General features: G+C 61.3%; 17 protein-coding genes and 1 pseudogene. 16 read left to right on the forward strand and 2 right to left on the reverse strand.

Features of this window, described 5'->3' with window-relative positions; translation table 11 throughout:
- Positions 1–78: 78 nt before the first annotated feature.
- From Q8X51_RS23340 to Q8X51_RS23375, 8 genes are all read left to right on the forward strand, one after another.
- Positions 79–579, forward strand: a complete 501-nt coding sequence (locus Q8X51_RS23340) for a DUF4822 domain-containing protein (protein WP_065928002.1) — start codon at positions 79–81, stop codon at positions 577–579.
- 52 nt (positions 580–631) lie between these two features.
- Positions 632–1063, forward strand: a complete 432-nt coding sequence (locus Q8X51_RS23345; RefSeq protein ID WP_370671283.1) for a hypothetical protein — start codon at positions 632–634, stop codon at positions 1061–1063.
- A 276-nt stretch (positions 1064–1339) separates the two neighbouring features.
- The gene (locus tag Q8X51_RS23350; protein WP_065928001.1) at positions 1340–1864 is read left to right on the forward strand and encodes a cysteine hydrolase family protein; all 525 of its coding nucleotides are present in this window, start codon (positions 1340–1342) and stop codon (positions 1862–1864) included.
- A gap of 127 nt (positions 1865–1991) precedes the next feature.
- Positions 1992–2945: a 2-hydroxyacid dehydrogenase gene (locus tag Q8X51_RS23355; RefSeq protein WP_065928000.1), complete on the forward strand. Its 954-nt coding sequence runs from the start codon at positions 1992–1994 to the stop codon at positions 2943–2945.
- Between the two features lie 129 nt (positions 2946–3074).
- Entirely contained in the window at positions 3075–4142 is a 1068-nt protein-coding gene (locus Q8X51_RS23360; RefSeq protein ID WP_027608557.1) for a phosphotransferase family protein, read from the forward strand.
- A gap of 10 nt (positions 4143–4152) precedes the next feature.
- Positions 4153–4920: an SDR family oxidoreductase gene (locus Q8X51_RS23365; protein WP_027608558.1), complete on the forward strand. Its 768-nt coding sequence runs from the start codon at positions 4153–4155 to the stop codon at positions 4918–4920.
- 70 nt (positions 4921–4990) lie between these two features.
- Positions 4991–6424, forward strand: a complete 1434-nt coding sequence (gene pdxR / locus Q8X51_RS23370) for a MocR-like pyridoxine biosynthesis transcription factor PdxR (RefSeq protein WP_065948234.1) — start codon at positions 4991–4993, stop codon at positions 6422–6424.
- A gap of 84 nt (positions 6425–6508) precedes the next feature.
- Positions 6509–6910: a cupin domain-containing protein gene (locus Q8X51_RS23375; RefSeq protein WP_065927998.1), complete on the forward strand. Its 402-nt coding sequence runs from the start codon at positions 6509–6511 to the stop codon at positions 6908–6910.
- Between the two features lie 55 nt (positions 6911–6965).
- On the opposite strand, the gene Q8X51_RS23380 is transcribed toward Q8X51_RS23375, so the two are convergent.
- Entirely contained in the window at positions 6966–7595 is a 630-nt protein-coding gene (locus Q8X51_RS23380; protein ID WP_065927997.1) for a DNA-3-methyladenine glycosylase I, read from the reverse strand.
- 217 nt (positions 7596–7812) lie between these two features.
- Here Q8X51_RS23380 and Q8X51_RS23385 point away from each other — a divergent pair, with 217 nt between their 5' ends.
- From Q8X51_RS23385 to Q8X51_RS23405, 5 genes and pseudogenes are all read left to right on the forward strand, one after another.
- Positions 7813–9138, forward strand: coding sequence for a C4-dicarboxylate transporter DctA (locus Q8X51_RS23385; RefSeq protein WP_176718771.1), 1326 nt, complete (start codon positions 7813–7815; stop codon positions 9136–9138).
- Positions 9132–9260, forward strand: a pseudogene (locus Q8X51_RS23390) (outer membrane lipoprotein carrier protein LolA); the annotation flags it as partial. The gene Q8X51_RS23385 and the pseudogene Q8X51_RS23390, both read left to right, overlap by 7 nt.
- A 32-nt stretch (positions 9261–9292) precedes the next feature.
- A complete protein-coding gene (locus tag Q8X51_RS23395) occupies positions 9293–9994 on the forward strand; it encodes a FadR/GntR family transcriptional regulator (RefSeq protein ID WP_065927995.1) in 702 nt (233 codons plus the stop codon).
- Between the two features lie 17 nt (positions 9995–10011).
- Entirely contained in the window at positions 10012–10701 is a 690-nt protein-coding gene (locus Q8X51_RS23400; protein WP_065927994.1) for a GntR family transcriptional regulator, read from the forward strand.
- Positions 10702–10778: 77 nt separating this feature from the next.
- Positions 10779–11828: a hypothetical protein gene (locus Q8X51_RS23405; RefSeq protein ID WP_141691324.1), complete on the forward strand. Its 1050-nt coding sequence runs from the start codon at positions 10779–10781 to the stop codon at positions 11826–11828.
- Between the two features lie 90 nt (positions 11829–11918).
- Here the strand turns inward: Q8X51_RS23405 and Q8X51_RS23410 are convergent, their stop codons facing one another.
- A complete protein-coding gene (locus Q8X51_RS23410; RefSeq protein ID WP_065927992.1) occupies positions 11919–16778 on the reverse strand; it encodes an NAD-glutamate dehydrogenase in 4860 nt (1619 codons plus the stop codon).
- Positions 16779–17269: 491 nt separating this feature from the next.
- Here Q8X51_RS23410 and Q8X51_RS23415 point away from each other — a divergent pair, with 491 nt between their 5' ends.
- The 3 genes from Q8X51_RS23415 (at position 17270) to Q8X51_RS23425 (ending at position 21466) form a co-directional block, all read left to right on the forward strand.
- Positions 17270–17623 carry a hypothetical protein gene (locus Q8X51_RS23415; RefSeq protein ID WP_065927991.1) on the forward strand — a complete coding sequence of 118 codons (354 nt, stop codon included), beginning with the start codon at positions 17270–17272 and terminating at the stop codon, positions 17621–17623.
- Positions 17624–17748: 125 nt separating this feature from the next.
- A complete protein-coding gene (locus Q8X51_RS23420) occupies positions 17749–20319 on the forward strand; it encodes a S8 family serine peptidase (RefSeq protein ID WP_407694177.1) in 2571 nt (856 codons plus the stop codon).
- Between the two features lie 187 nt (positions 20320–20506).
- Positions 20507–21466, forward strand: coding sequence for an AAA family ATPase (locus Q8X51_RS23425; RefSeq protein ID WP_003174327.1), 960 nt, complete (start codon positions 20507–20509; stop codon positions 21464–21466).
- The last annotated feature ends 4 nt before the right edge of the window (positions 21467–21470 follow it).

Raw genomic sequence — 21470 nt, forward strand, 5'->3', positions numbered from 1 at the left:
TTCGCCAAGAACCAACCTAACATCGCCCCGCTCCATTCGAAGAACAACATGCTTATTTAAAATAACAAGGATTCCAATATGCGAAGACTCACTGTTGTTTTTGCTGGTTTGTTGATCACGGGCCTACTCTGCTCGTCTGAAAGTTACGCCAATCAAACCGCGTCTGAACCTGACGTTCACGCACTGGCTTCCTCGCCTCAATGGCTGACCACCAAGGTTTATATCGAAGGCGAGCCGGACACCGACGTCAAGGCCAGCTACCCCGGCGTGGTAGGCATATCGATGTGGGACCCGCAGCGCAATCGCTATGAGTTCTTCTACACCGATACCGGCCGCTCGAAACACGCCGATGGCGGCGGCGGTTACTTCCTGGTCACCGGCGATAAAAAGACCCATATCCTGGTCCCTGACGTTGGCCCGACCAGAACCATTGTTAGAAGACTCGAAAAACTCGACAGCAGCGAATTCACTTATTCCCGCGAAGTGCCGCGCGATATGGTCAGCACTAACCCGCCCGTTCGGATTTATGTGGTACACGCCCCCTACACCGGCCCCATGAAGACAGTCATGTCGAACTGATTAAACATTCATGTTTAGTGATAAAACCGAACAACAAACAAGGCACCCGACAATGAATATGCGCAAACTGTTAATACCCGCACTGCTGGCCGCGACACTGTTACCCGGTGTAGCGACTGCGCAAACTTCAACAACCCTTCCCGCAAAAAACGCTGTTGCCACAGCGGACAACGCCGTCATGTTGACCGTATTTCTTAAACACGATCAATCACGCCCGTTGAGCGAACTGAAACGACAACTGGCCAAGCAGGAATTTCACAAGGTGTTCCCACCAGCAGGAGTGGAAGTAGTGAGCTGGAACATCACCATGGGTATCGGGCAGGTCGTCGTGTTGCGCCTGCCGGCGTCGCGCCTGGCGGAAGTCAACCTGGCGATCGAAAACACCGCATGGGGGGTCTACACCACGGAATTCTTCCCCACCTACAATTTCATGGCCATCGCTCAGGCCGAGCAGGAAAAGGCACGGCTTAGCCCCCCGCAGTGATCTCCCGCTAGCATCCGCGCCCCCTGTTCCAGCTGGGGCGCAACTTTTTCGGCACCTGATGCATTTGACAGTCTCGCCCCTGTCCCAGCATGATCAAGGCATGACCTTTTTCCAGCAGCTCCTCACCCGCACCACCACCACGACCGCTCCAGGCGGGTCGTGCGGTTGCCGTGGGTGCTCAAGCTAAACACCACCCAGATTCAACCCAAGGCCCCGCCAGCAATGGACGGGGCCGTTTTATTGCTCCGTCGCCTGGCACTCGCAAGGAGCAATACCATGGCTGATGCCCTGTTGATCATCGATATGCAAACCGGCTTGTACGATGGCCCCGACAAACCCTTTGAACGCGAGCGTGTGCTGGGCACCATCAACTCGTTGATCGGCCGCGCCCGTGAAGCCGGCGCGCCGATCCTGGTCGCCCGCCATACCGGCCCGGCGGGCTCGCCGATAGCTGCGGGCAGTCCGAATTGGCAACTGTGGCAAGGGCTGCTGGTAGACGAGACTCACGACCATCTGTTCGACAAAACCCGCCCCAGTTGCTTCCTGGGTACCGACCTGGCCCGACGACTGCGAGCCCTGGAGGTTAATCAACTGGTGATCGTCGGGATGAAAACCCAGTACTGCATCGACACCACCTGCCGCGTGGCGGTAGAGCTGGGCTTCTCGGTGATCGTGCCTGAAGACGCCCATACCTGCATGGACACCCCGGCGCTGAAGGCCGAGGCGATCATCGCGCATCACAATGCCACGCTGGCGGGGGCGTTTGGGCTGAGTATGAAAGCGGCTGACGTCAGGTTCTGACCGGTACAGACTGTAGGAGCAAGCATGCTCGCGCCTGCAGTCGTAGATTTTTTCTACCCGAGCAAAACGCGCCCTCCTGCAAATCCCGCATACTGATGCCCTCAAACCCTTCAGGAAGAGCCTTCCGATGACCACCACTGTTCTGGTTCTGGTTGAAACCATCAATGAATACCTGCAAATCATCGAGAGCAACGACTTTCATGTGATCCTGGCGCCCACACCCAGCGAGCGCGCCCAGGCGATCAAGACCCATGGCGGGCAGATCAAGGCCGTACTGACCCGGGGCCCGCTGGGCCTGTATGCCGAAGAAATCGCGGCCCTGCCAATGCTGGAGATCATCTGCGTGATCGGCGCCGGTTATGAGCATGTCGACCTGCAGGCCGCGAGCAATCGCGGCATCGTGGTCACCAATGGCGCCGGGGTGAATGCGCCGTCGGTGGCCGACCACGCCATGGCGCTGCTGTTGTCGCTGGTGCGCGGCATTCCCCAGACGGACGCAGCGGTACGCCGCAGCGAATGGCCCAAGGTCATGCGCCCGTCCCTGGGCGGCAAGCAATTGGGCATCCTCGGGCTCGGCGCGGTGGGCCTGGAAATCGCCAAGCGCGCAGCCCTCGGCTTTGGCATGGAAGTGAGCTATCACAACCGCCAGCCGCGCGATGATGTGGACTACACCTACTGCGCCACGGCCGTGGAGCTGGCGCGCAGCTCGGATTTCCTGGTCCTGGCCACGCCCGGCGGCGCCGGCACGCGCCACTTGATCGACCGCCACGCCCTGGACGCCCTCGGCCCGAACGGTTACCTGGTGAATATCGGCCGTGGCAGCGTGGTGGTCACCGCCGACCTGGTCACCGCCCTTGAACAACGCCGTATCGGGGGTGCGGCGCTGGACGTGTTCGACGATGAACCCAAGGTGCCGGATGCCCTCAAGCGCTTGAGCAATACCGTGCTCACGTCCCATGTGGCCGGCCTGTCTCCCGAGGCCGCCCACGACACCGTGCAGCGTGTGGCCGACAACCTGGTGGAGTACTTTGCCGGCCGGCCGGTGCTTACCCCGGTCGTCCTGCCCCCGCCCGTAAAATGACCAATCAGGCAGGCTGATCACCCTTCAACACGCTAACCTATTAAGCCGCCCCGACCTTGTCGCTGGGCGGTGGTGCGCATTAGATTAGGAAATAGTCCGACGCCTTTAGAATAAGCAGAAGGGATAAGCATGGCGCTTAACGACCAATCGACCCAGATTCGCCCAGGCGAAGAACTTGATGCCAACTTGATCGATCCCTACCTCAAGGCCCATATCCCAGGCCTGAGCGGCACGCCCACGATCAGCCAGTTCCCCGGTGGCGCATCCAACCTCACCTACCTGCTGGAATACCCCGGCCAGGAATTCGTGCTGCGTCGCCCACCCTTTGGCCACAAGGCCAAGTCCGCCCACGACATGGGCCGCGAATACCGCATTCTCAACCAGCTCAAGGATGGTTTCCCGTATTGCCCCAAGGCCTATGTGCACTGCACCGACGCGTCGGTGATCGGCGCCGAGTTCTATGTGATGGAACGGGTCAACGGCATCATCCTGCGTTCCGACCTGCCCGCCGAACTGGGCCTGGATGCCACCCGGACCGAGGCGTTGTGCAAAAGCTTTATCGACAAGTTCGTCGAACTGCACCAGGTCGACTACCGCGCCTGCGGCCTGGCCGACCTGGGCAAGCCTGAAGGCTATGTGGCACGCCAGATTGGTGGCTGGAGCGACCGCTACGAAAAGGCCCTGACCCCCGACGCCCCCAACTGGGAAAAGGTACGTGCCTGGCTCAACGACAAGATGCCCGCCGACCATCCAACCTCGAGCATCGTGCATAACGACTACCGCTTCGATAACGTGATCCTCGACCCGCACAACCCGATGCAGATCATCGGCGTGTTGGATTGGGAACTGACCACCCTCGGCGACCCGCTGATGGACCTGGGCAACACCCTCGCCTACTGGATCGAAGCCGACGACCCGGCGCCGGTGCAACTGATGCGCCGCCAACCGAGCAATGCCCCCGGCATGCTCACCCGCCGCCAGTTCGTGGATTACTACGCTGAGCGCGCCGGGATCCAGATCGACAATTTCGACTTCTACTACACCTACGGCCTGTTCCGCCTGGCCGGCATCGTGCAGCAGATCTACTACCGTTTCTTCCACGGCCAGACCCAGGACAAACGCTTTGCGCAGTTCATCCACATGAACAAGCTGCTGGAGCAGATGAGCCTGAATGTCATCGGTAAATCAGCCCTCTAAGGAATCGCTAATGTCCAAGACCCACCTGTTCGACCTCGACGGCAAGATTGCCTTTGTGTCCGGCGCCAGCCGTGGCATCGGTGAAGCCATCGCCAAGCTGCTTGCCCAGCAAGGCGCCCACGTGATCGTCTCGAGCCGCAAGCTCGAAGGCTGCCAGCATGTGGCGGATGCAATCATCGCCGACGGCGGCAAGGCCACGGCGATTGCCTGCCATATCGGTGAAATGGAGCAGATTACCCAGGTGTTTGCCGGCATCCGCGAACAGTTCGGCCGCCTGGACATACTGGTCAACAATGCCGCGACCAACCCGCAGTTCTGCAACGTGCTGGACACCGACCTCGGCGCCTTCCAGAAGACCGTTGACGTGAACATTCGCGGCTACTTCTTCATGTCGGTGGAAGCCGGCAAGCTGATGCGCGAGAACGGTGGCGGCAGCATCATCAACGTGGCGTCGATCAACGGCATTTCGCCGGGCGTGTTCCAGGGCATCTACTCGGTGACCAAGGCCGCCGTGATCAACATGACCAAGGTGTTCGCCAAGGAATGCGCCGAATTCGGCATTCGTTGCAACGCCCTGTTGCCCGGCCTGACCGACACCAAGTTCGCCTCGGCGCTGGTGAAGAACGACGCGATCCTGAAAATGGCCCTGGCGCAGATCCCGCTCAAGCGCGTGGCCGACCCGAGCGAGATGGCCGGTGCGGTGCTGTACCTGGCCAGCGATGCGTCGAGCTACACCACCGGTGTGTCGCTGAATGTGGATGGCGGCTTCCTGTCCTGAGTACGCCTGGGTTTCTACAGATCGATTTACGCGTAACCTTGGCGTAGATCGATCTGTCTCAGGATGAAACATGGAACTCCACATCGTCATCAACGGGCGTAAGGACCTGGCGGCCCAGCTTTATCAGCAGTTGCGTGAAGCCATCGCCACCGGGCGTCTCTCGGCGGGCGCGCAACTGCCACCCAGCCGCCTGCTGGCCGAGCAATTAGGCGTATCGCGCAAGACCGTATCCGACACCTACGCCACCCTGACCTACGAAGGCCTGCTGGTGGGCAAGATTGGCCGTGGCACCTTCGTCAACGCGTGGGCACCACAGCCGAATCGCGTGCAGACCGCCACCGACCTGGCCTGCGCCGCCAACCTGGCGAAGTGGCAGTCACTGCCCTCGCCCATGCGCCATCCGACCCGCGACAGCACGTTGCGCTACGAATTTATCGGCGGCGCCACCAGCCGCAACCAGTTCCCCCAGGATGAATGGCGGCGCTGCACCCAGGATGCGCTGCGGCGCATCGCCCAGAACAGTGGGTTCTACAGCCAGCCCGAAGGGGTGCCGGCACTGCGCAGTGCCATCGCCGGGCATATCGCGTTTTCCCGTGGGGTCAAATGCCGCGACAGCGACATCGTGGTCACCAACGGTGCGCAGCAGGCGTTGGACCTGATCGCCCGCGTGGTGCTGGAACCGGGCAGCATCGTCGCCATGGAAGACCCCGGCTACAGCCCCGCGCGCCAGTTGTTCATGGCGATGGGGGCCTTGGTCATCGGGGTTCCCATCGATGAACAAGGCATTCAGGTCGACCGGATCCCCGATGGCGCCCGGCTGATCTACGTCACGCCCTCCCACCAGTTCCCCCTCGGCATGCCCATGAGCCTGCCACGTCGGGAGTCACTGCTGGCACGCGCCTTCGAGTTGGGTGCGATCATCATCGAGGACGACTACGACAGCGAGTTCCGCTACGAAGGCCGGCCCACCGACTCCCTGCAAAGCATGGACAGCCGTGGCGTGGTCACCTACGTCGGGACGTTCTCCAAGACCCTGTTGCCCGAACTGCGCCTGGGCTATGCGGTGCTGCCGCCGGCGATCTACGGCGCGGTGCTCAAGGCCAAGCAATTGACCGACCAGCACAGCTCCACATTGCCGCAATGGGCGCTGGCCAAATTCATCAGCGAAGGCTATTTGCTCAAGCATATTCGCCGCTGCCACAGCGTATACGCCGGGCGCCGCGAGCGCATTTTGCAGCGCCTGGCGGGCGACCTGTCGCCGTGGTTCGAAGCGGTGCCCACCGTCGCCGGGTTCCATATGGCGGCGTTGTGCAAAGTACCGGTGAATATCCCGTTGCTGATGGAATTGGCGCGCCAGGTGGAAGTCGGCCTATACCCGCTGGACGTGTTCTTCCACGACACGCCGGTGCGTCCGGGCCTGATCATCGGGTTTGGGGCCATCGAGACCCTCGACATCGACCCGGCGCTGGACAAGGTGCGCGATATTCTCCAGCAGATTGGCTAAGGGTTTTTCCGCCGGATTGGTCATTGGTCGCTCGAAAATCCCGGCGTACGGTGGGCAGGTCTCGAACTTCTCGGAAACTTCGCCATGAAACGCCTGCTCGCCACCACCCTGATGCTCGCCTCGCTCAGCGCCTTTGCCCACCCGCCCGTGTACAACCAGGAATCGATCAAGGTCCTGCAAGAACACGCGCTGCCCCAGGTGCCCGGCAAGAAAACCCTCATGCTCACCGTGGACTACGCCCCCGGCCAGGCCACCGTACCCCACAGCCACACGGGCACGGCCGTGGCCTATGTGCTCGAAGGCGCGATTACCTCGCGGGTGAATGATGAGAAAGCCAGGACCTACACGGTTGGCGAATCGTTCTACGAGCCCGCGGGTTCGCGACACTTTGAATCCAGCAATGCCAGCCAGACCCAGCCGGCCAGGCTGCTGGTAGTGATGGTGCTGGATGACAAGGCCGAGGTGTTGACCCCTCTTCCTCACTAATCAGCCTCATCACCAACCAGCAATATGGATGAAGCCCCCTCCCTCCGTCAGCGACTCACGGGCGCTTGAACTGGCGGCGCAGTTCTTCGATCTTTGGGCGGCACACGCACCCATCAAGGTGATCATTGACCATCCCCATCGCCTGCATCAGCGCATACAGCGTGGTCGGCCCGACGAACGTCCAGCCACGTTTCTTCAAGGCCTTGGACAGGCGCACCGAGGCCGGCGAGATGGGATTGCCCGTCCAGTAAGCCAGGTCCACCACTGCCGGGCGCTCTTCAGGGCCGGGTTCGAACGCCCATAACCACTGCGCCAGCGAGCCGGTCTCATCCACCAGCTCACACGCCCGGCGGGCGTTGTTGATGGTGGAAACGATCTTCGCCCGGTTACGCACGATGCCCGCGTCCTGCATCAACCGCTCGACATCCGCCTCGCCGTACTGCGCCACCCGGCGAAAATCAAAACCGTCGAATGCCGCCCTGAACGGCTCGCGCTTGCGCAGGATGGTGATCCAGGCCATGCCGGCCTGGAAGCCTTCCAGGCAGATCTTCTCGTACAGCTGAACATCATCCGCCACCGGTACGCCCCACTCGTGGTCGTGATAACGGAGGTATTCCGGCGCGGCCGTGCGCCAGGTGCAGTGGGTCAGCCCTGCTTCGTCGGTGGTCAGTCCTGGTTTGTCCATCCATCACCTCATGTGCCAGGCGGCGAATGATAAGCGAAAAAATTTGCGCCCCGCCAACCCCTCAAGCATCCACCTTCGCGACCAACTGGTCAGACCGGGACCTGCCTACCGCCGAATTTTTACTTGTGATTTCAAAAATACCTGGCCTAGACTGGCGACGCACTGGACTTACCGGTATGACCACAACAATTAAGCCCTGGAACCACCAGGGCACCGAATAGAGATCCCTCCCATGCTCAGATGGTGCTCGCGTTCGATTTTCCTGCAAGTCGTGATTGGCCTGATGCTCGGCATCGTGTGCGGCCTGGCCCTTCCCGAATTCTCCTCGCAACTCAAACCCCTGGGTGACGGCTTTATCAAGCTGATCAAGATGCTGATCGGCCTGATCGTGTTCTGCGTGGTGGTCAGTGGTATTTCCGGGGCCGGCGACTTGAAGAAGGTCGGGCGCATCGGCCTCAAGTCGGTGATCTACTTTGAGATCCTCACCACCATCGCCCTGGTGATCGGCCTGATCATGGCCTTCAGCACCGGGATCGGCCAAGGTGCCAATATCCACCTGGAGCAGCTCTCCTCTGCCGGCCTGAATGAACTGGCCGACAAGGGCCAGCACATCAAAGGCACCAGCCAGTTCCTGATGGACCTGATCCCTAATTCGGTGATCGGCGCCTTTGCCGACAACAACGTGCTGCAAGTGCTGCTGTTCTCGGTACTGTTCGGCAGCGCGCTGAACCTGGTAGGCGAAGCAGCCTCGGGCATCACCCGGCTGATCAACGAACTCAGCCACGTGATTTTCCGCATCATGGGCATGATCGTGCGCCTGGCGCCGATCGGTGTGTTCGGCGCAATCGCCTTCACCACCAGCACCTACGGGCTGGACTCCCTGCAACACTTGGGCAGCCTGGTGGGCCTGTTCTACCTGACCTGCCTTGCCTTCGTCGCGCTGATCCTCGGCCTGGTGATGCGCCTGTCGGGCCTGCGCATGCTGCCGTTGCTCAAGTACCTGCGCGAAGAACTGTTGATCGTGATGGGTACCGCCTCCTCCGACGCGGTGCTGCCGCAGGTCATGCGCAAACTCGAACACCTGGGCATCGGCAGTTCCACCGTGGGCCTGGTGATTCCAACCGGGTACTCGTTCAACCTCGACGGCTTCTCGATCTACCTGACCCTGGCCATCGTGTTTATCGCCAACGCCACCGGCACGCCGCTGTCGATGACCGATCTGCTGACCATCCTGCTGGTGTCGCTGATCACCTCCAAGGGTGCCCACGGGATTCCCGGCTCGGCGCTGGTGATTCTGGCGGCAACGCTTACGGCGATCCCGGCGATTCCGGTGGTCGGCCTGGTGCTGGTGTTGGCGGTGGACTGGTTCATGGGCATCGGTCGCGCGTTGACCAACCTGATTGGCAACTGCGTCGCCACCGTGGCCATCGCGCGCTGGGAAAAAGACATCGATATCCAACGCGCCAACAAGGTGCTGGACGGCCAGCAAGGTTATGCCTTCCAGGCCAGGAAGCCGGTAGTGCCGGCCCACCAGGAATTTTAAAACGCCAAACGCTTTCCACTGTAGGAGCGAGCTTGCTCGCGAAGGTCGTCAACGATAACGCGGGCATTCTGGATGCACGCGGTGACTTGAAGTTTTTCGCGAGCAAGCTCGCTCCTACAGTGCAGGGATTATTCATTTTTAAGGAGCGCACGACGTGATCAGCACCTCAACCGTCGTCAATTCAGTCGTAGAAAAACTCCGCGCCGCCCTGGCTCGCGGTCAGTGGCGCCGGGGCGAAATGCTGCCCGGCCAGCGCGAACTGGCCGAACAGATGGGCATCAGCCGCCCCAGCCTGCGCGAAGCGGTCATCGTGCTGGAAACCCTCGGCTTGGTGCGCTCCATGCCCGGCAAAGGTGTGGTCGTGCTGGAAACCAGCGTCAGCGAACCACAATCGAGCGACGCCGTGGCCGACGCCAGCCTCGAAGACATCCTGCAACTGCGCTACACCCTCGAACCCTTTATCGTCGGCCTGGTGGCCCAGTCCATCAGCAGCAAGGAAGTCGGCCAATTGCGCCTGACCCTGATGGACATGCGCGAAGCCCTGGATGCCGGTGACGCCGAAGCCGGCATGAACGCTTACCTCGACTTTCATGAGGAACTGTTCGCGCTCACCTCCAACCCGATCTTCCAGAACGTGGTGCAGCAAACCAGCAATGCCCTCAAGCAAAGCACCCAGGTGCTGCGCAACTCACCCGAGCACCTGGCGGAACGCCTGCAGGAAAATGAGGCGGTGGTACGCGCCATCCGCAACAAGAACAGCGCCCTGGCCAGTGCCGAAATGCGCCGGCATATCCTCCAGGAAGGCCTGCGCATGGGCATTCGCCTGAATATCCCGGACGATCATCTGGGCAGCTGATTTATTGGAGACCGGCCATGACCGCCCACGCCCTGCAACACGACCCCTACTTGCCCACCCTGCGCCTGGTGGCCGGCAAGAAGCCTTCGGTGGATGACATCTACCCACGGTTGTTCGACGCAATCCTCGAACAACGCATCGCCCCGGCCAGCCGCTTCACCGAAGAAAGCCTGGGCGAAACCTTCGGCGTGAGCCGCAGCGTGATCCGTCGGGTATTGGCCAAACTGTCCCATCAGCAAGTGATTATCCTGCGTCCGAACCAGCGCGCCCAAGTGGCGGCGCCGGATGCCCAGCAGACGCGGCAAATCCTCGAAGCGCGGCGCATGACCGAAATGACCGTGGTGCAATTGGCATGCGCCCAGGCCAGCTCCGGGCAAATCCGCCAATTACGCGAATTGATCGCCCGCGAGCGCGATTGCATTGAACGTGACCAGCGTGGGCCGGCGATACGCTTGTCGGGGGAGTTTCACCTGCAGTTGGCAGCCATAGCAGGAAATGCGCCGCTGGCGCAGTTCCTGAACAGCCTGGTGCCGCTGACGTCGTTGATCATTGCGCAATATGAGGCCAAAGCCTGCACGTATTGCGCGTGGCAGGAGCATGTGGCGATTGTCGACGCAGTTGAGCAACGCGACGTCAACCGTGCGATCAGCCTGATGACCCAGCATTTGGATCACCTGGAATCGAAACTGCTCAAGCTAACGCAATAGCTATGTAGCGCCTGAGGGCCCAGGCAATCTCACACCCTGTTTGCGCACAATTTGAGTGCGTATTACAGGTACCAATCATGAAATCAGATTCAAAAATACGACCAGCACTGTTCAGCGTGCTTTCGCAACTGAACACGCAAAAAACAACAATGCCACTGGAAATGCAGACGGCTCTGAACGAGTTGAACGATGCTGCGCTTTACACGGGAGCGAAAATATTCCAGCTCAACAAACTTGAAGAAGCCGAGCGCTTTCTAAACATAGCCGCCGCGACCGGCAACGCTTGGTCTCAGTTCGCCCTGGCCACATGCGGTGCTTACCGCGACGGCATCTGGCATCACAAGAACGGTGAGGTCACTTCCCACGCAAGCGACGATACAAAGAAATGGCTCAGATTGGCTGCGGCTCAGAACTATATTCCTGCCTTGATACAACTGGGTGACGCCCAGTCCCTGGAAAAAGCCAAGGGCCTGCTGACCAACCCGGCGAGCCAAGAGAATCCCCAGGGCATGTATTACATGTACCTCATTACCAATGACACCCACTGGTTGGAGAAGTCCGCCGCCGTCGGCTGGAACCAAGCCCAATACAAACTCGCCCAGTTGTATCAACAAAAGCCTGAGATCTTTAGTAACGACACCCTACGCCACGCCCGAATCGAAGAACTCCTGCAAGCGTCCGCAGACGGTGGACTGCCTTTGGCGGTACACGCACGAGTCTTTTCTGATGAGTCGAATGCCAGCTTTGCCGAAAAACAATCACGTCTTGCTCAACTGGCGTGGATGGGACAGGTATACGGGATGCTCGAATACGGCTACGCACTCGCCAACTTTGCACGCGCGCAAAAAGACGCATCCCGCTATGCCCCTGGCGAGCGACAGGCGCCGCGCACGTACGGCCTAGCCAAGGACCTCGGCCTGGCCTACGCGATGTTGAAGTATGTACTCAAGAAAACAGCGGAGGTTGAAGAGGTTCCCATGCTTGCATCCGACCTCCACGCAATCGAAATGCAGATGACGCAAACGGATTGGGAAAAGGCCAACACGACCCTGACCCAACTTGCAGAAAAGGCTATTGAACCCTTCTCTCGCCTTGAGGAGTTGATCATTCCGGGCACTGCGAAATAATCGTCCAATAGCGGGCTGCCCGGGTTCACCGGGCCAAAAAAAATCCCTGAATCGTGAGATTCAGGGATTCTTCCAGTACCAGTCGTTGTTTTACAACACCGATTGACCACTCAACGCCAGGTCCAGCAACTCACGGTTGGCCACCGCGTACATGGCGTAGTCCGTGCCGACCGCAGCACGGATTTCCACCATCATTGCGACCCAACGATCAGCCATGTCCTTGTGCTGCTCAAGCCACAGGGCCACGCGGGCTTCCATGTCCTGTGGCGCGTCGGCCATTTGCAGGACGGAAATGGTGATCGCACGTTGCTGCCAGTCCACATCGTCGCGGAACGCTTCGCGGGCCTGGGCCTGCCAGTTGTTGGCCACGGGCAGATCGCTGATCTGCTGCAGATACCACGGCAGGTCCAGGGCGCTGCCGACAGCGAAGTAGGCCTTGGCCACTTCGGCGGCGTCATGCCCGGTCACATCAGCGGCTTCGATGATCGGCAGCAAGGTGTACAGGTGGGTCGTGCCTGCAACCATGCGCGCCAGCAACTCCGGCACGCCGGCTTCGGTGTAGGCCTGGTAGCGGGTCTGCCAGCCTTCGCGGGTCGGACCTTCCAGCAGTTCGTCGAGCTTGAGGCCCAACGCGGCCAGGTGCGGACCGAAGTGCGCGGTGTCACGGCCGGCGTCCTGCTCGTTGCGACGGCTGCGCAGGAACCAGCGCGTGGCGCGACGGCCCAGGCGCATCAACTCATCCATCAACTGCAATTGCACGTCAGCGGAGACCTGGTGGTCCAGGGCTTCGATCTGGCGGAACCAGTGCGGGAGGTGGAAGATGTCGCGCACGATCACGTAGGCACCGGCCACGTTCGCCGGGCTCATGCCGGTCGACTCCTTGAGTCGCTGCACAAAGGTGATGCCCATGTGGTTGACCAGGTCGTTGGCGATCTGGGTGCTGACGATCTCGCGCTTCAGACGGTGGCGACGCATGGCTTCGCCGAACTTGGCCACCAGGCTCGGTGGGAACGCGGTCTCCATGTCGCGGGTCAGGTAGTCGTCATCCGGTACCAGCGACTTGAGCAGCGCTTCCTTGAGGTCGATCTTGCTGTAGGAAATCAGCACCGACAGTTCCGGACGGGTCAGGCCCTTGCCGGTGGAAGCGCGCTCGGTGAGCTGCTCCTCGGTCGGCAGGTACTCGATGGCGCGGTCCAGCTTGCCACGGCCTTCCAGGTCGCTCATCAGGCGCTTGTACTCGGCGGCACGCTCGTAGGCACGGCGCGCAGCCAGGGACAGGGCCTGGGTCTGCTTGTAGTTGTTGCCCAACACCAGGCTGCCGACTTCGTCGGTCATGCTCGCCAGCAACTGGTTGCGTTGCTTGTCGGTCATGTCGCCGGCCTGCACCACTTCGTTGAGCAGGATCTTGATGTTCACTTCGTGGTCGGAGCAGTCCACGCCACCGGCGTTGTCGATGAAGTCGGTGTTGGAGCCGCCACCATTGAGACCGAATTCCACACGGCCCAGCTGGGTCATGCCGAGGTTACCGCCCTCGCCCACCACCTTGCAGCGCAACTCGTTGCCGTTGACGCGCAGCGCGTCGTTGGCCTTGTCGCCTACATCGGCATGGCTTTCGGTGCTGGCCTTGACGTAGGTACCGATACCGCCGTTCCACAACAGGTCCACCGGCGCCTTGAGCAAGGCGTTCAGCAGTTCGGTCGGGGTCAGCTTGTCGGCCGAAATGTCAAAGCGTTCCTTCATCTGTGGCGAGATGGCAATGCTCTTCGCGCTGCGCGAGAAGATACCGCCGCCTTCGGACATGATGCTGGTGTCGTAGTCGGTCCAGGCCGAACGCGGCAGCTCGAACATGCGCTGGCGCTCGACGAAGCTGGTGGCCGGGTTCGGGTTCGGGTCGATAAAGATATGCAGGTGGTTGAAGGCCGCGACCAGTTGCAGCTTGTCGGACATCAACAGGCCGTTACCGAACACGTCGCCGGCCATATCGCCGACGCCCACCACGGTGATGCTGTCTTCCTGCACGTTGATGCCGCGCTCACGGAAGTGACGCTGCACACCGACCCAAGCCCCCTTGGCAGTGATGCCCATTTTCTTGTGGTCGTAACCGGCGGAACCACCGGAGGCAAAGGCATCGCCCAGCCAGAAGCCGTAGTCGATGGCGATGCCGTTGGCGATGTCGGAGAAGGTCGCGGTGCCCTTGTCCGCTGCCACCACCAGGTACGGGTCATCGTCGTCATGGCGCACGACGTTGGCCGGCGGCACCAGGGCGCCATCCTTGAGGTTGTCGGTGATGTCCAACAGGCCGGAAATGAAGATGCGGTAGCAGGCGATGCCCTCGGCCGCGATCTCGTCACGGCTGCCGCCCAATGGCAGGCGACGCGGCAGGAAGCCGCCCTTGGCGCCCACCGGCACGATCACCGAGTTCTTCACTTGCTGGGCTTTGACCAGGCCGAGCACTTCGGTACGGAAGTCTTCTTCACGGTCGGACCAGCGCAGGCCGCCACGGGCCACATTGCCAAAGCGTAGGTGCACGCCTTCGACACGCGGCGAGTAGACGAAGATTTCAAACTTCGGCACCGGCTTGGGCAGCTCGGGGATGGCACGCGGGTCGAACTTGAAGCTGAAGTACGACTTGTTCTGGCCGTTGGCGTCGGTCTGGTAGAAGTTGGTGCGCAGGGTGGCCTTGATCAGGTCCAGGTAGCGCCGCAGGATGCGGTCTTCGTTGAGCACCTGGACGTCGTCCAGGGCCGTGAGGATCGCTTGTTCCAGGCGTTGCTGCTTATCTTCCAGGTCATCGGCGGTGAGCTTGCGCGCCAGATAGAAGCGGGTCTTGAACAACCGGGTCAACTCGCGGGCGATGTCGGTGTGGTTGTTCAGGGTGCTGGCGATGTAGCCGAGGTCGAAGCCCAGGCGGATCTGCTTCAGGTAACGGGCGTAGGCACGCAACAGCGCGACGTCGCGCCATGGCAGGCCGGCGGTGAGTACCAGGCGGTTGAACGCATCGTTCTCTGCATCGCCATGCACGATGTGCACGAACGCGTCCTGCAGGGTGTCGTTGAGCTGCTGGATGTCCAGGTTCACGCCTTCGGCGGCAATGAACGCAAAATCGTGGATCCAGAACTCGCGGCCGTTGGCATGGCGCAGGCGGTACGGGAACTCACCCAGCACGCGCAGGCCGAGGTTTTCCAGGATCGGCAAGACGTCGGACAGTGCCAGTGGGGTATCGGCGTGATACAGCTTGCAATGCAGCTCGCGCTGGCCGGAGACCTGGCCCAGCGGCTGATAGAAGCTCATCACCAGCGGGTTGGCTTCGGTGAGGCTGAGCAGGTGCTGCATGTCGACCACGGCCGAGTGCGCAGCGAAACGCTCGCGGTAGCCGGCCGGGAAGCCTTTCGGGAAGTCCGCCAGCACGTTGGTGCCGTGGGCTTCGCCGAAGCTTTCCACAACGAGGCTGGAGTAGTCGTCCTGCCAGCTGCGGCAGGCCTGCACCACTTCTTTTTCCAGTTGCAGCGGGTCGATGTCCAGGCGGTTCTTCGGGTCGACCCGCAGAATCAGCTGCACGCGCGCCAGCACGGATTCGGAGAAGAAGGTCCAGAATTCGCAGTCCGAGGCTTTCAGGCGATCCATCAGCACTTGCTGGATCTTCTGGCGCACTTCGGTGGAATAGATGTCGCGCGGCACGTAGGCCAGGCAGTAGCAGAAACGACCGTACGGGTCTTTACGCAGGAACACACGGATCTTGTTGCGTTCCTGGATCTGCACGATCGACATCACGGTGCTGAACAGCTCGTCGACCGGGGTCTGGAACAGGTCGTCACGGGGCAGCACTTCAACGACTTGAGCAAGCTCCTTGCCCAGGTGCGCCTTGGCCTGGAAGCCCGAGCGACGCTCGATTTCCGCGACCTTGCGGCGGATATACGGGATGACGCGCACGCTTTCGCCATACACCGACGAGGTGTAGAGGCCCATGAAGCGGCATTCCTTGATCACCTTGCCGTCGGCATCGATCTGGCGGATCGACACGTAGTCCGGGTAAGCCGGGCGGTGCACACGGCTTGGGTGCGCGGCCTTGGCGAACGACAGCACGGTCGGCTCGCGCAGGTACGACACGGCGTAGTCTTCGATGCGCAGGTCGTCGGCGGTCAGGCCGGCGCGCAGCAGCTTGGTCAGACCGAGGAACGAGCTGGCGTCATATTCGATATGACCGCCGTCCGCCTCGTCACGTACCACGAACTCTTCATAGCCGAGGAAGGTGAAGTGGTTGCCCACCAGCCATTCCAGGAAGTTCTTGATCTCGGCTTTCTCTTCGCCGTCGATGCCGAACGGGCTGGCGTCGATACCGTCGAGCAGCTCCTGGACCTTGGCCTTCATCGGTTCGAAATCGGCCACGGCCACGCGCACTTCGCCCAGTACCTGCTCAAGCTCTTTGCTCAGCACGTTCAGTTCGGCGGCGTTGGCGCAGCGGTCGATTTCCAGGTACATCAGCGACTCTTGCTCGATGCCTTCGCCCTGGGTGCCCTTGGGCAGGATTTCCAGCAACTCGCCCTTGCTGCCACGGCGCACGCTGAGCACGGTGGTCTGCAGGGTATGGATGCTGTAGCCACGGCGGTTCAGCTCGGTGCGTACCGAGTCCACCAGGAATGGCAGGTCATGGTGCAGCACTTCGACCGCAGTGTGGGTCGATTGCCAGCCATGACGTTCGTAATCGGGGTTGTAGACCCGCACTTGCGGTTGGGTGTGATCAAAGCGCTCAAGCAGGCGCCAGGCAGACAGGGTGCAACCGGCCAGGTCGGAAAGGCGACGCTGGGTCAGTTCATCCAGGGAAATGATGCCGAAGAATTGTTCAGCGAACAGCGCCACTTGTGGCAGTGCCTGTTCACTGATGTGCTGCGCCAGTGCCGCTTGCAGTTGATGCTGGAAGTCGGCCTTGCTGGCTGCGGTGAAGAACGCCATCTGTGGTACTCCGCTTGGGCTTGTTATTGATGGAAGCGTCGCGTGTTATCCCCTGGTGGGGAGACCGTCAGCTCTGTTCGCAGGTAACGAGTTAAGCACCATAAACGAATCAGGGTGACAGGTGGGTGAAGCTGGACAAGACAATGAGGTCACATACAACGTCCATAAGATGCGCACCTTGCCGGGTGACGGTACGACGGGCAGGTCAGGCGCCTGGCACGTGCACATCCGTTGCGCAGCTTAACGAGTGTGGGAAGCCGGGTGCTTGCGATGCTGCGACATATTCGGTCATCGGTACGCAGGCGTGGGGTTGCGACTTGGGCAACCCGGAATTCCCGGTAGAAAAACCGGCTATTTTCCCGGCCCCGAGTACCGAAAATGACCGGTATTGCCCGTCAGGTCATGCGCTGGGTCTGACACAGGAAGCAGCATAAAATTCGCCGCAATGGCACAATTGCCTACGCAACGCCCTACCCCAGACAGGATTCCCCATGCTGCAACTGAAAACCGACGCCCTGATGGCCACCCCGTGCGACGACGAAGAAGACAACATGGCCATGCTCTGCTGCCACGGCAGGAACGGCGAGATGTTCATGCTCACCCGCTACCCCGACGAAGACGAAGTGGAACTGACCTGGGACTATGAGCCGTCGACCCTGGATGGGCTGAAAGTCACCCTCAGCGACACGACATTGCGGGTAGAGCTGGCAGCGGGCGATGCCGATGCACTGGGCGGCAAGGACCAATTGGAGATAACCCACGCCACCGCCGCAGCGGAGATGGCAGAAGTGGAACAAACCCTGCAAAACATCCTCAAGGGCACCGGCACCTACATCCGCGCCTGAATCGCACTGGCGCAGCCTTCACCGATGCCCTTGACCGTTGGTCGGTACTGTTATTTCTAACAGTACCCGGCCCCGTGTTTCCGGCCTTAGCTGAGCAAAGCAACGGTGACTGCACGGGTGCCTCGATGAAATCCCTCAGCAAGTTTCTGGCCATTGGCCTTTTGGCTACGGTTTCATCAGCGCTGGCGGCATCCGCAGCCAACACTGACTATTCACACTTGATTCTGCTGATCAAAGACGACGGATCCAGGTCGCGAAATCTTCAGGACCTCGTCGACCCCTCCAGCACCTTCCAGCACCGCGTGCCCAACATCAAGCCGCTGGTAACGCCGAGCAAGGCCCGCACGCTGGCGGATGCAGAAGCCCTGCGCCGCCATCGGCTGGACCGCTACTACATCGTCGACACGCGCCACTTGAGCCACAGGCAGGCTGACGCACTGCGCCAGCAACTCCAGCAAGACCCGGCCATAGAAGACGTCGACTTTGAACCCGTGGTGGAGGGCATGCACGACGACAAGGCCGAACCCATCGCAGGCAGTGCGCGCGGCAGCATACCGGACCATACCGGACGCCAGCACTACCTGCTCGGCCGACAAGCCGTGCCGCCCTACAACATCGGCGGTGTAAACGCGGTGAAGGCCTGGACCGTACCCGGTGGCAAGGGCTACGACATGCGGGTGATCTCTTCGGAGATCGATCATTGGGCCTACAACCACGTGGACCTGCCCAAACCTTTTCTGGAAGTCGATGCAGGGGCTCTTACTGGCTACCACGACACGGCCAGCGTCGGCACCATCGGCTCCAGGGACAACGGCTTCGGCACCACCGGCATCGTGCCCCATGCACAACTGGGCTATTCGCAATATGGCCCCAGCCGATTGCTGCAAACCGCCGAACAACTGAGCCCCGGCGATGTGTTGCAACTGGGCGTGCATATGAATTACACGCCCTTTCCAGCAGTCGGCTGCACCCAGAACTGCTACATGCCCCTGGAATACAACAGCATGGTACGCGACATCATCACCTACCTGACGATGGAAAAAGGTGTGCATGTCGTACTGGCTGCGGCAAACGGCAATATCAACCTGGACCACCCCTACTTCAACGGCTACTTTGATCGCAACAGATTCGATTCCGGCAGCATCTACGCGGGCGCCGTGTCCCCCACGAGCGGTTTGAGAGCCTATTACTCCCAATACGGCAGACGCGTCGACCTGTTCAGTTGGGGCGGCTCCGTCACCACGACGACCTGGACCGCCGCCAACCCGACCAGCGCCTATACCCACACCTACAGCGGCACCTCCTCCGCCAACCCGATCATTGCCGGGGTGATGGCATCGCTGCAAGGTGTGGCGCGGGCCAATGGCCTGGGCAATCTCGCCCCCAAGGAACTGCGCAGAATCCTCGTGGAGACCGGCTATCCACAAGCCAACGGCAACCGTACCGAGATTGGCGTGCAACCGGACCTGGAGGCCGCCATCCGCAAACTGCTTGCCGACGGCGCCGGCCAACCGCCCACGGGCCGGCTGGCCATCCCCGAGCAAGCCAAATCGGGAGAGACGTTCAACGGCCATGTCTATGCGCAATCGCCCACGCAAAAACCGCTGACCTATCGCTGGAATGCCGACGGGTTTACCCCTCCGGACGGGGATGGACCGACCTTGGCATTGACCGCCCCGCCCGTAACCGCCGATACCCTGACCTCGATTTCCGTGGCGGTGTCCGACGGCACCCACACCCTCAACCTGAGGGAAAACATGACCATCAAGGCCCCTGACGCGCCTCCGGTCGGCGACTGCGCCGCCCCCTGGATTGCGAGCAAGGTATATGCCTCCGCTGGCGAAAAAGTCTCCTACAGCGGTTACAACTACCAAGTGGCGCACTGGACGCAAAACGCTCGCCCCGATCTGAACTTTGTTGAAACCGGCGCCGCCAAACCCTGGCGGCGCCTGGGCACCTGCGGCAACGGGCTGCCGGTCGCCAGGATCACCGGCCCTTCCAGTGTTGAGGCCGGCAAGGCGGTGCTGCTATCGGGGGCCTCCTCCACGGGCCAAGGCTTGCGCTTCGCCTGGGCGGCCACTGGCTTCAACCCGGACTTTTCGGCGCAAGCATCCAGCAGCTTTATTGCTCCGAATACGGCGGGAACACGCGTCATCACCCTGACCGTCACCGATGAACGCGATCGCCGTGCGACGGCCAGCCACAGCCTCACGGTGACCACCGGCACCCCCGCCAACCGCCCACCCGTCGGCAGCCTGCAGGGCAGCGAAACGGTCGATTCGGGCAAGGCCGTGAGCTTCATCGCCAACACCAGCGACCCTGACGGCGACGCGATGAGCTACACGTGGACGCGCCCGACCGGCTTCACCGGCACCATCGGCAATACCCGCAGCGTCACCCTCACCGCCCCTGCGGTCACCGGCGATACCCGCGTCATCGTCAGTGTCGTGGTCAGTGACGGGCGCGGCGGTACGCTGCGACTGGAAAAACCGATCACCGTCAAGGCCCCGCCACCTTCGGGCAGTTGCCGCGACATTCCGGCGTGGTCGCCCACCAAGGTGTATTCAACCTACGCAGAGGCGGTGTCGTACAACGGCATGGCCTACAAACAGAACTTCTACAGCCTCGACAAACGCCCGGATCTCAACTCTGCCGTGCACAGCCAGCCTTGGCATCCCGGGGTGCCCTGCCGTTGAAGCAGAGGCGGTGAGCGGGCACGCCTGCTCACCGCCCTTTGTGCCTCTCACACAATTTTCCTACAAGTTTTGCTAAAAATACCCCGCGTGCCGTTAGTCGCCACCCCCTGCCATGCATTAAAGTAGGCGCCCCAGGCTGTCGTTTGTTACATGACGCACAGGCTCATCTCTCCAGGAACCGTCATCGATGGAACATCGTGAAGCGCTGCTCGCGCTGCGAACCTTTCTTTCTACGCAGATTCTCGGCCAGGAAAAACTCATCGATCGCCTGCTGATCGCCCTGCTCGCCGACGGCCATATGCTGGTGGAAGGCGCGCCGGGCCTGGCCAAGACCAAGGCGATCAAAGAGCTGGCCGAAGGCATCGAAGCGCAGTTCCATCGTATCCAGTTCACCCCCGACCTGTTGCCCGCCGACATCACCGGCACCGAGATCTATCGCCCGGAAACCGGCAGTTTCGTGTTCCAGCAAGGGCCGATCTTCCACAACCTGGTGCTGGCGGACGAGATCAACCGCGCCCCGGCCAAGGTGCAATCGGCGCTGTTGGAGGCCATGGCCGAGCGCCAGGTCAGCGTCGGGCGCAGTACCTACGACCTGTCCCCGCTGTTTCTGGTGATGGCCACGCAAAACCCCATCGAGCAGGAAGGCACCTACCCGCTGCCCGAGGCCCAGCTCGACCGTTTCCTGATGCACGTCAAGATCGGCTTCCCCGACGCGGCCGTCGAACGGCGCATCCTGCAACAGGCCCGTGGCGAAGCCCTCAACGGCGAAACCAAGCCCGAGCGCCGCGTCAGCCAGCAGGCGATCTTTGCCGCGCGCAAGGAAATCCTCGGCCTGTACATGGCCGATGCGGTGGAGGAATACCTGGTGCAACTGGTCATGGCCACGCGCACCCCGGCCAAGTTCGACCCGGAAATGGCCGAATGGATCGCCTACGGCGCCAGCCCCCGTGGCTCCATCGCCCTGGATCGCTGCGCGCGCGCCCATGCCTGGCTGGCCGGTCGCGACTTTGTCAGCCCGGAAGACATCCAGGCGGTGCTGTTCGACGTGCTGCGCCATCGCATCATCCTGTCGTTCGAAGCCGAAGCGGCCGGGATTGACCAGGACCGTGTGGTGCAACGCATTCTCGACGTCGTTGCCGTCGCTTGAAGTC

It is taken from the genome of Pseudomonas sp. Yb2C2 (genome assembly GCF_052112325.1).
Lineage (GTDB): Bacteria > Pseudomonadota > Gammaproteobacteria > Pseudomonadales > Pseudomonadaceae > Aquipseudomonas > Aquipseudomonas marginalis.

Excerpts from the sequence above, each read along its gene's own strand:
- Q8X51_RS23340 (WP_065928002.1), top strand. The coding sequence starts at position 79 with ATGCGAAGACTCACTGTTGTTTTTGCTGGTTTGTTGATCACGGGCCTA.
- Q8X51_RS23345 (WP_370671283.1), top strand. The coding sequence starts at position 632 with ATGAATATGCGCAAACTGTTAATACCCGCACTGCTGGCCGCGACACTG.
- Q8X51_RS23350 (WP_065928001.1), top strand. The coding sequence starts at position 1,340 with ATGGCTGATGCCCTGTTGATCATCGATATGCAAACCGGCTTGTACGAT.
- Q8X51_RS23355 (WP_065928000.1), top strand. The coding sequence starts at position 1,992 with ATGACCACCACTGTTCTGGTTCTGGTTGAAACCATCAATGAATACCTG.
- Q8X51_RS23360 (WP_027608557.1), top strand. The coding sequence starts at position 3,075 with ATGGCGCTTAACGACCAATCGACCCAGATTCGCCCAGGCGAAGAACTT.
- Q8X51_RS23365 (WP_027608558.1), top strand. The coding sequence starts at position 4,153 with ATGTCCAAGACCCACCTGTTCGACCTCGACGGCAAGATTGCCTTTGTG.
- pdxR (WP_065948234.1), top strand. The coding sequence starts at position 4,991 with ATGGAACTCCACATCGTCATCAACGGGCGTAAGGACCTGGCGGCCCAG.
- Q8X51_RS23375 (WP_065927998.1), top strand. The coding sequence starts at position 6,509 with ATGAAACGCCTGCTCGCCACCACCCTGATGCTCGCCTCGCTCAGCGCC.
- Q8X51_RS23380 (WP_065927997.1), bottom strand. The coding sequence starts at position 7,595 with ATGGACAAACCAGGACTGACCACCGACGAAGCAGGGCTGACCCACTGC.
- Q8X51_RS23400 (WP_065927994.1), top strand. The coding sequence starts at position 10,012 with ATGACCGCCCACGCCCTGCAACACGACCCCTACTTGCCCACCCTGCGC.
- Q8X51_RS23405 (WP_141691324.1), top strand. The coding sequence starts at position 10,779 with ATGAAATCAGATTCAAAAATACGACCAGCACTGTTCAGCGTGCTTTCG.
- Q8X51_RS23410 (WP_065927992.1), bottom strand. The coding sequence starts at position 16,778 with ATGGCGTTCTTCACCGCAGCCAGCAAGGCCGACTTCCAGCATCAACTG.
- Q8X51_RS23415 (WP_065927991.1), top strand. The coding sequence starts at position 17,270 with ATGCTGCAACTGAAAACCGACGCCCTGATGGCCACCCCGTGCGACGAC.
- Q8X51_RS23420 (WP_407694177.1), top strand. The coding sequence starts at position 17,749 with ATGAAATCCCTCAGCAAGTTTCTGGCCATTGGCCTTTTGGCTACGGTT.
- Q8X51_RS23425 (WP_003174327.1), top strand. The coding sequence starts at position 20,507 with ATGGAACATCGTGAAGCGCTGCTCGCGCTGCGAACCTTTCTTTCTACG.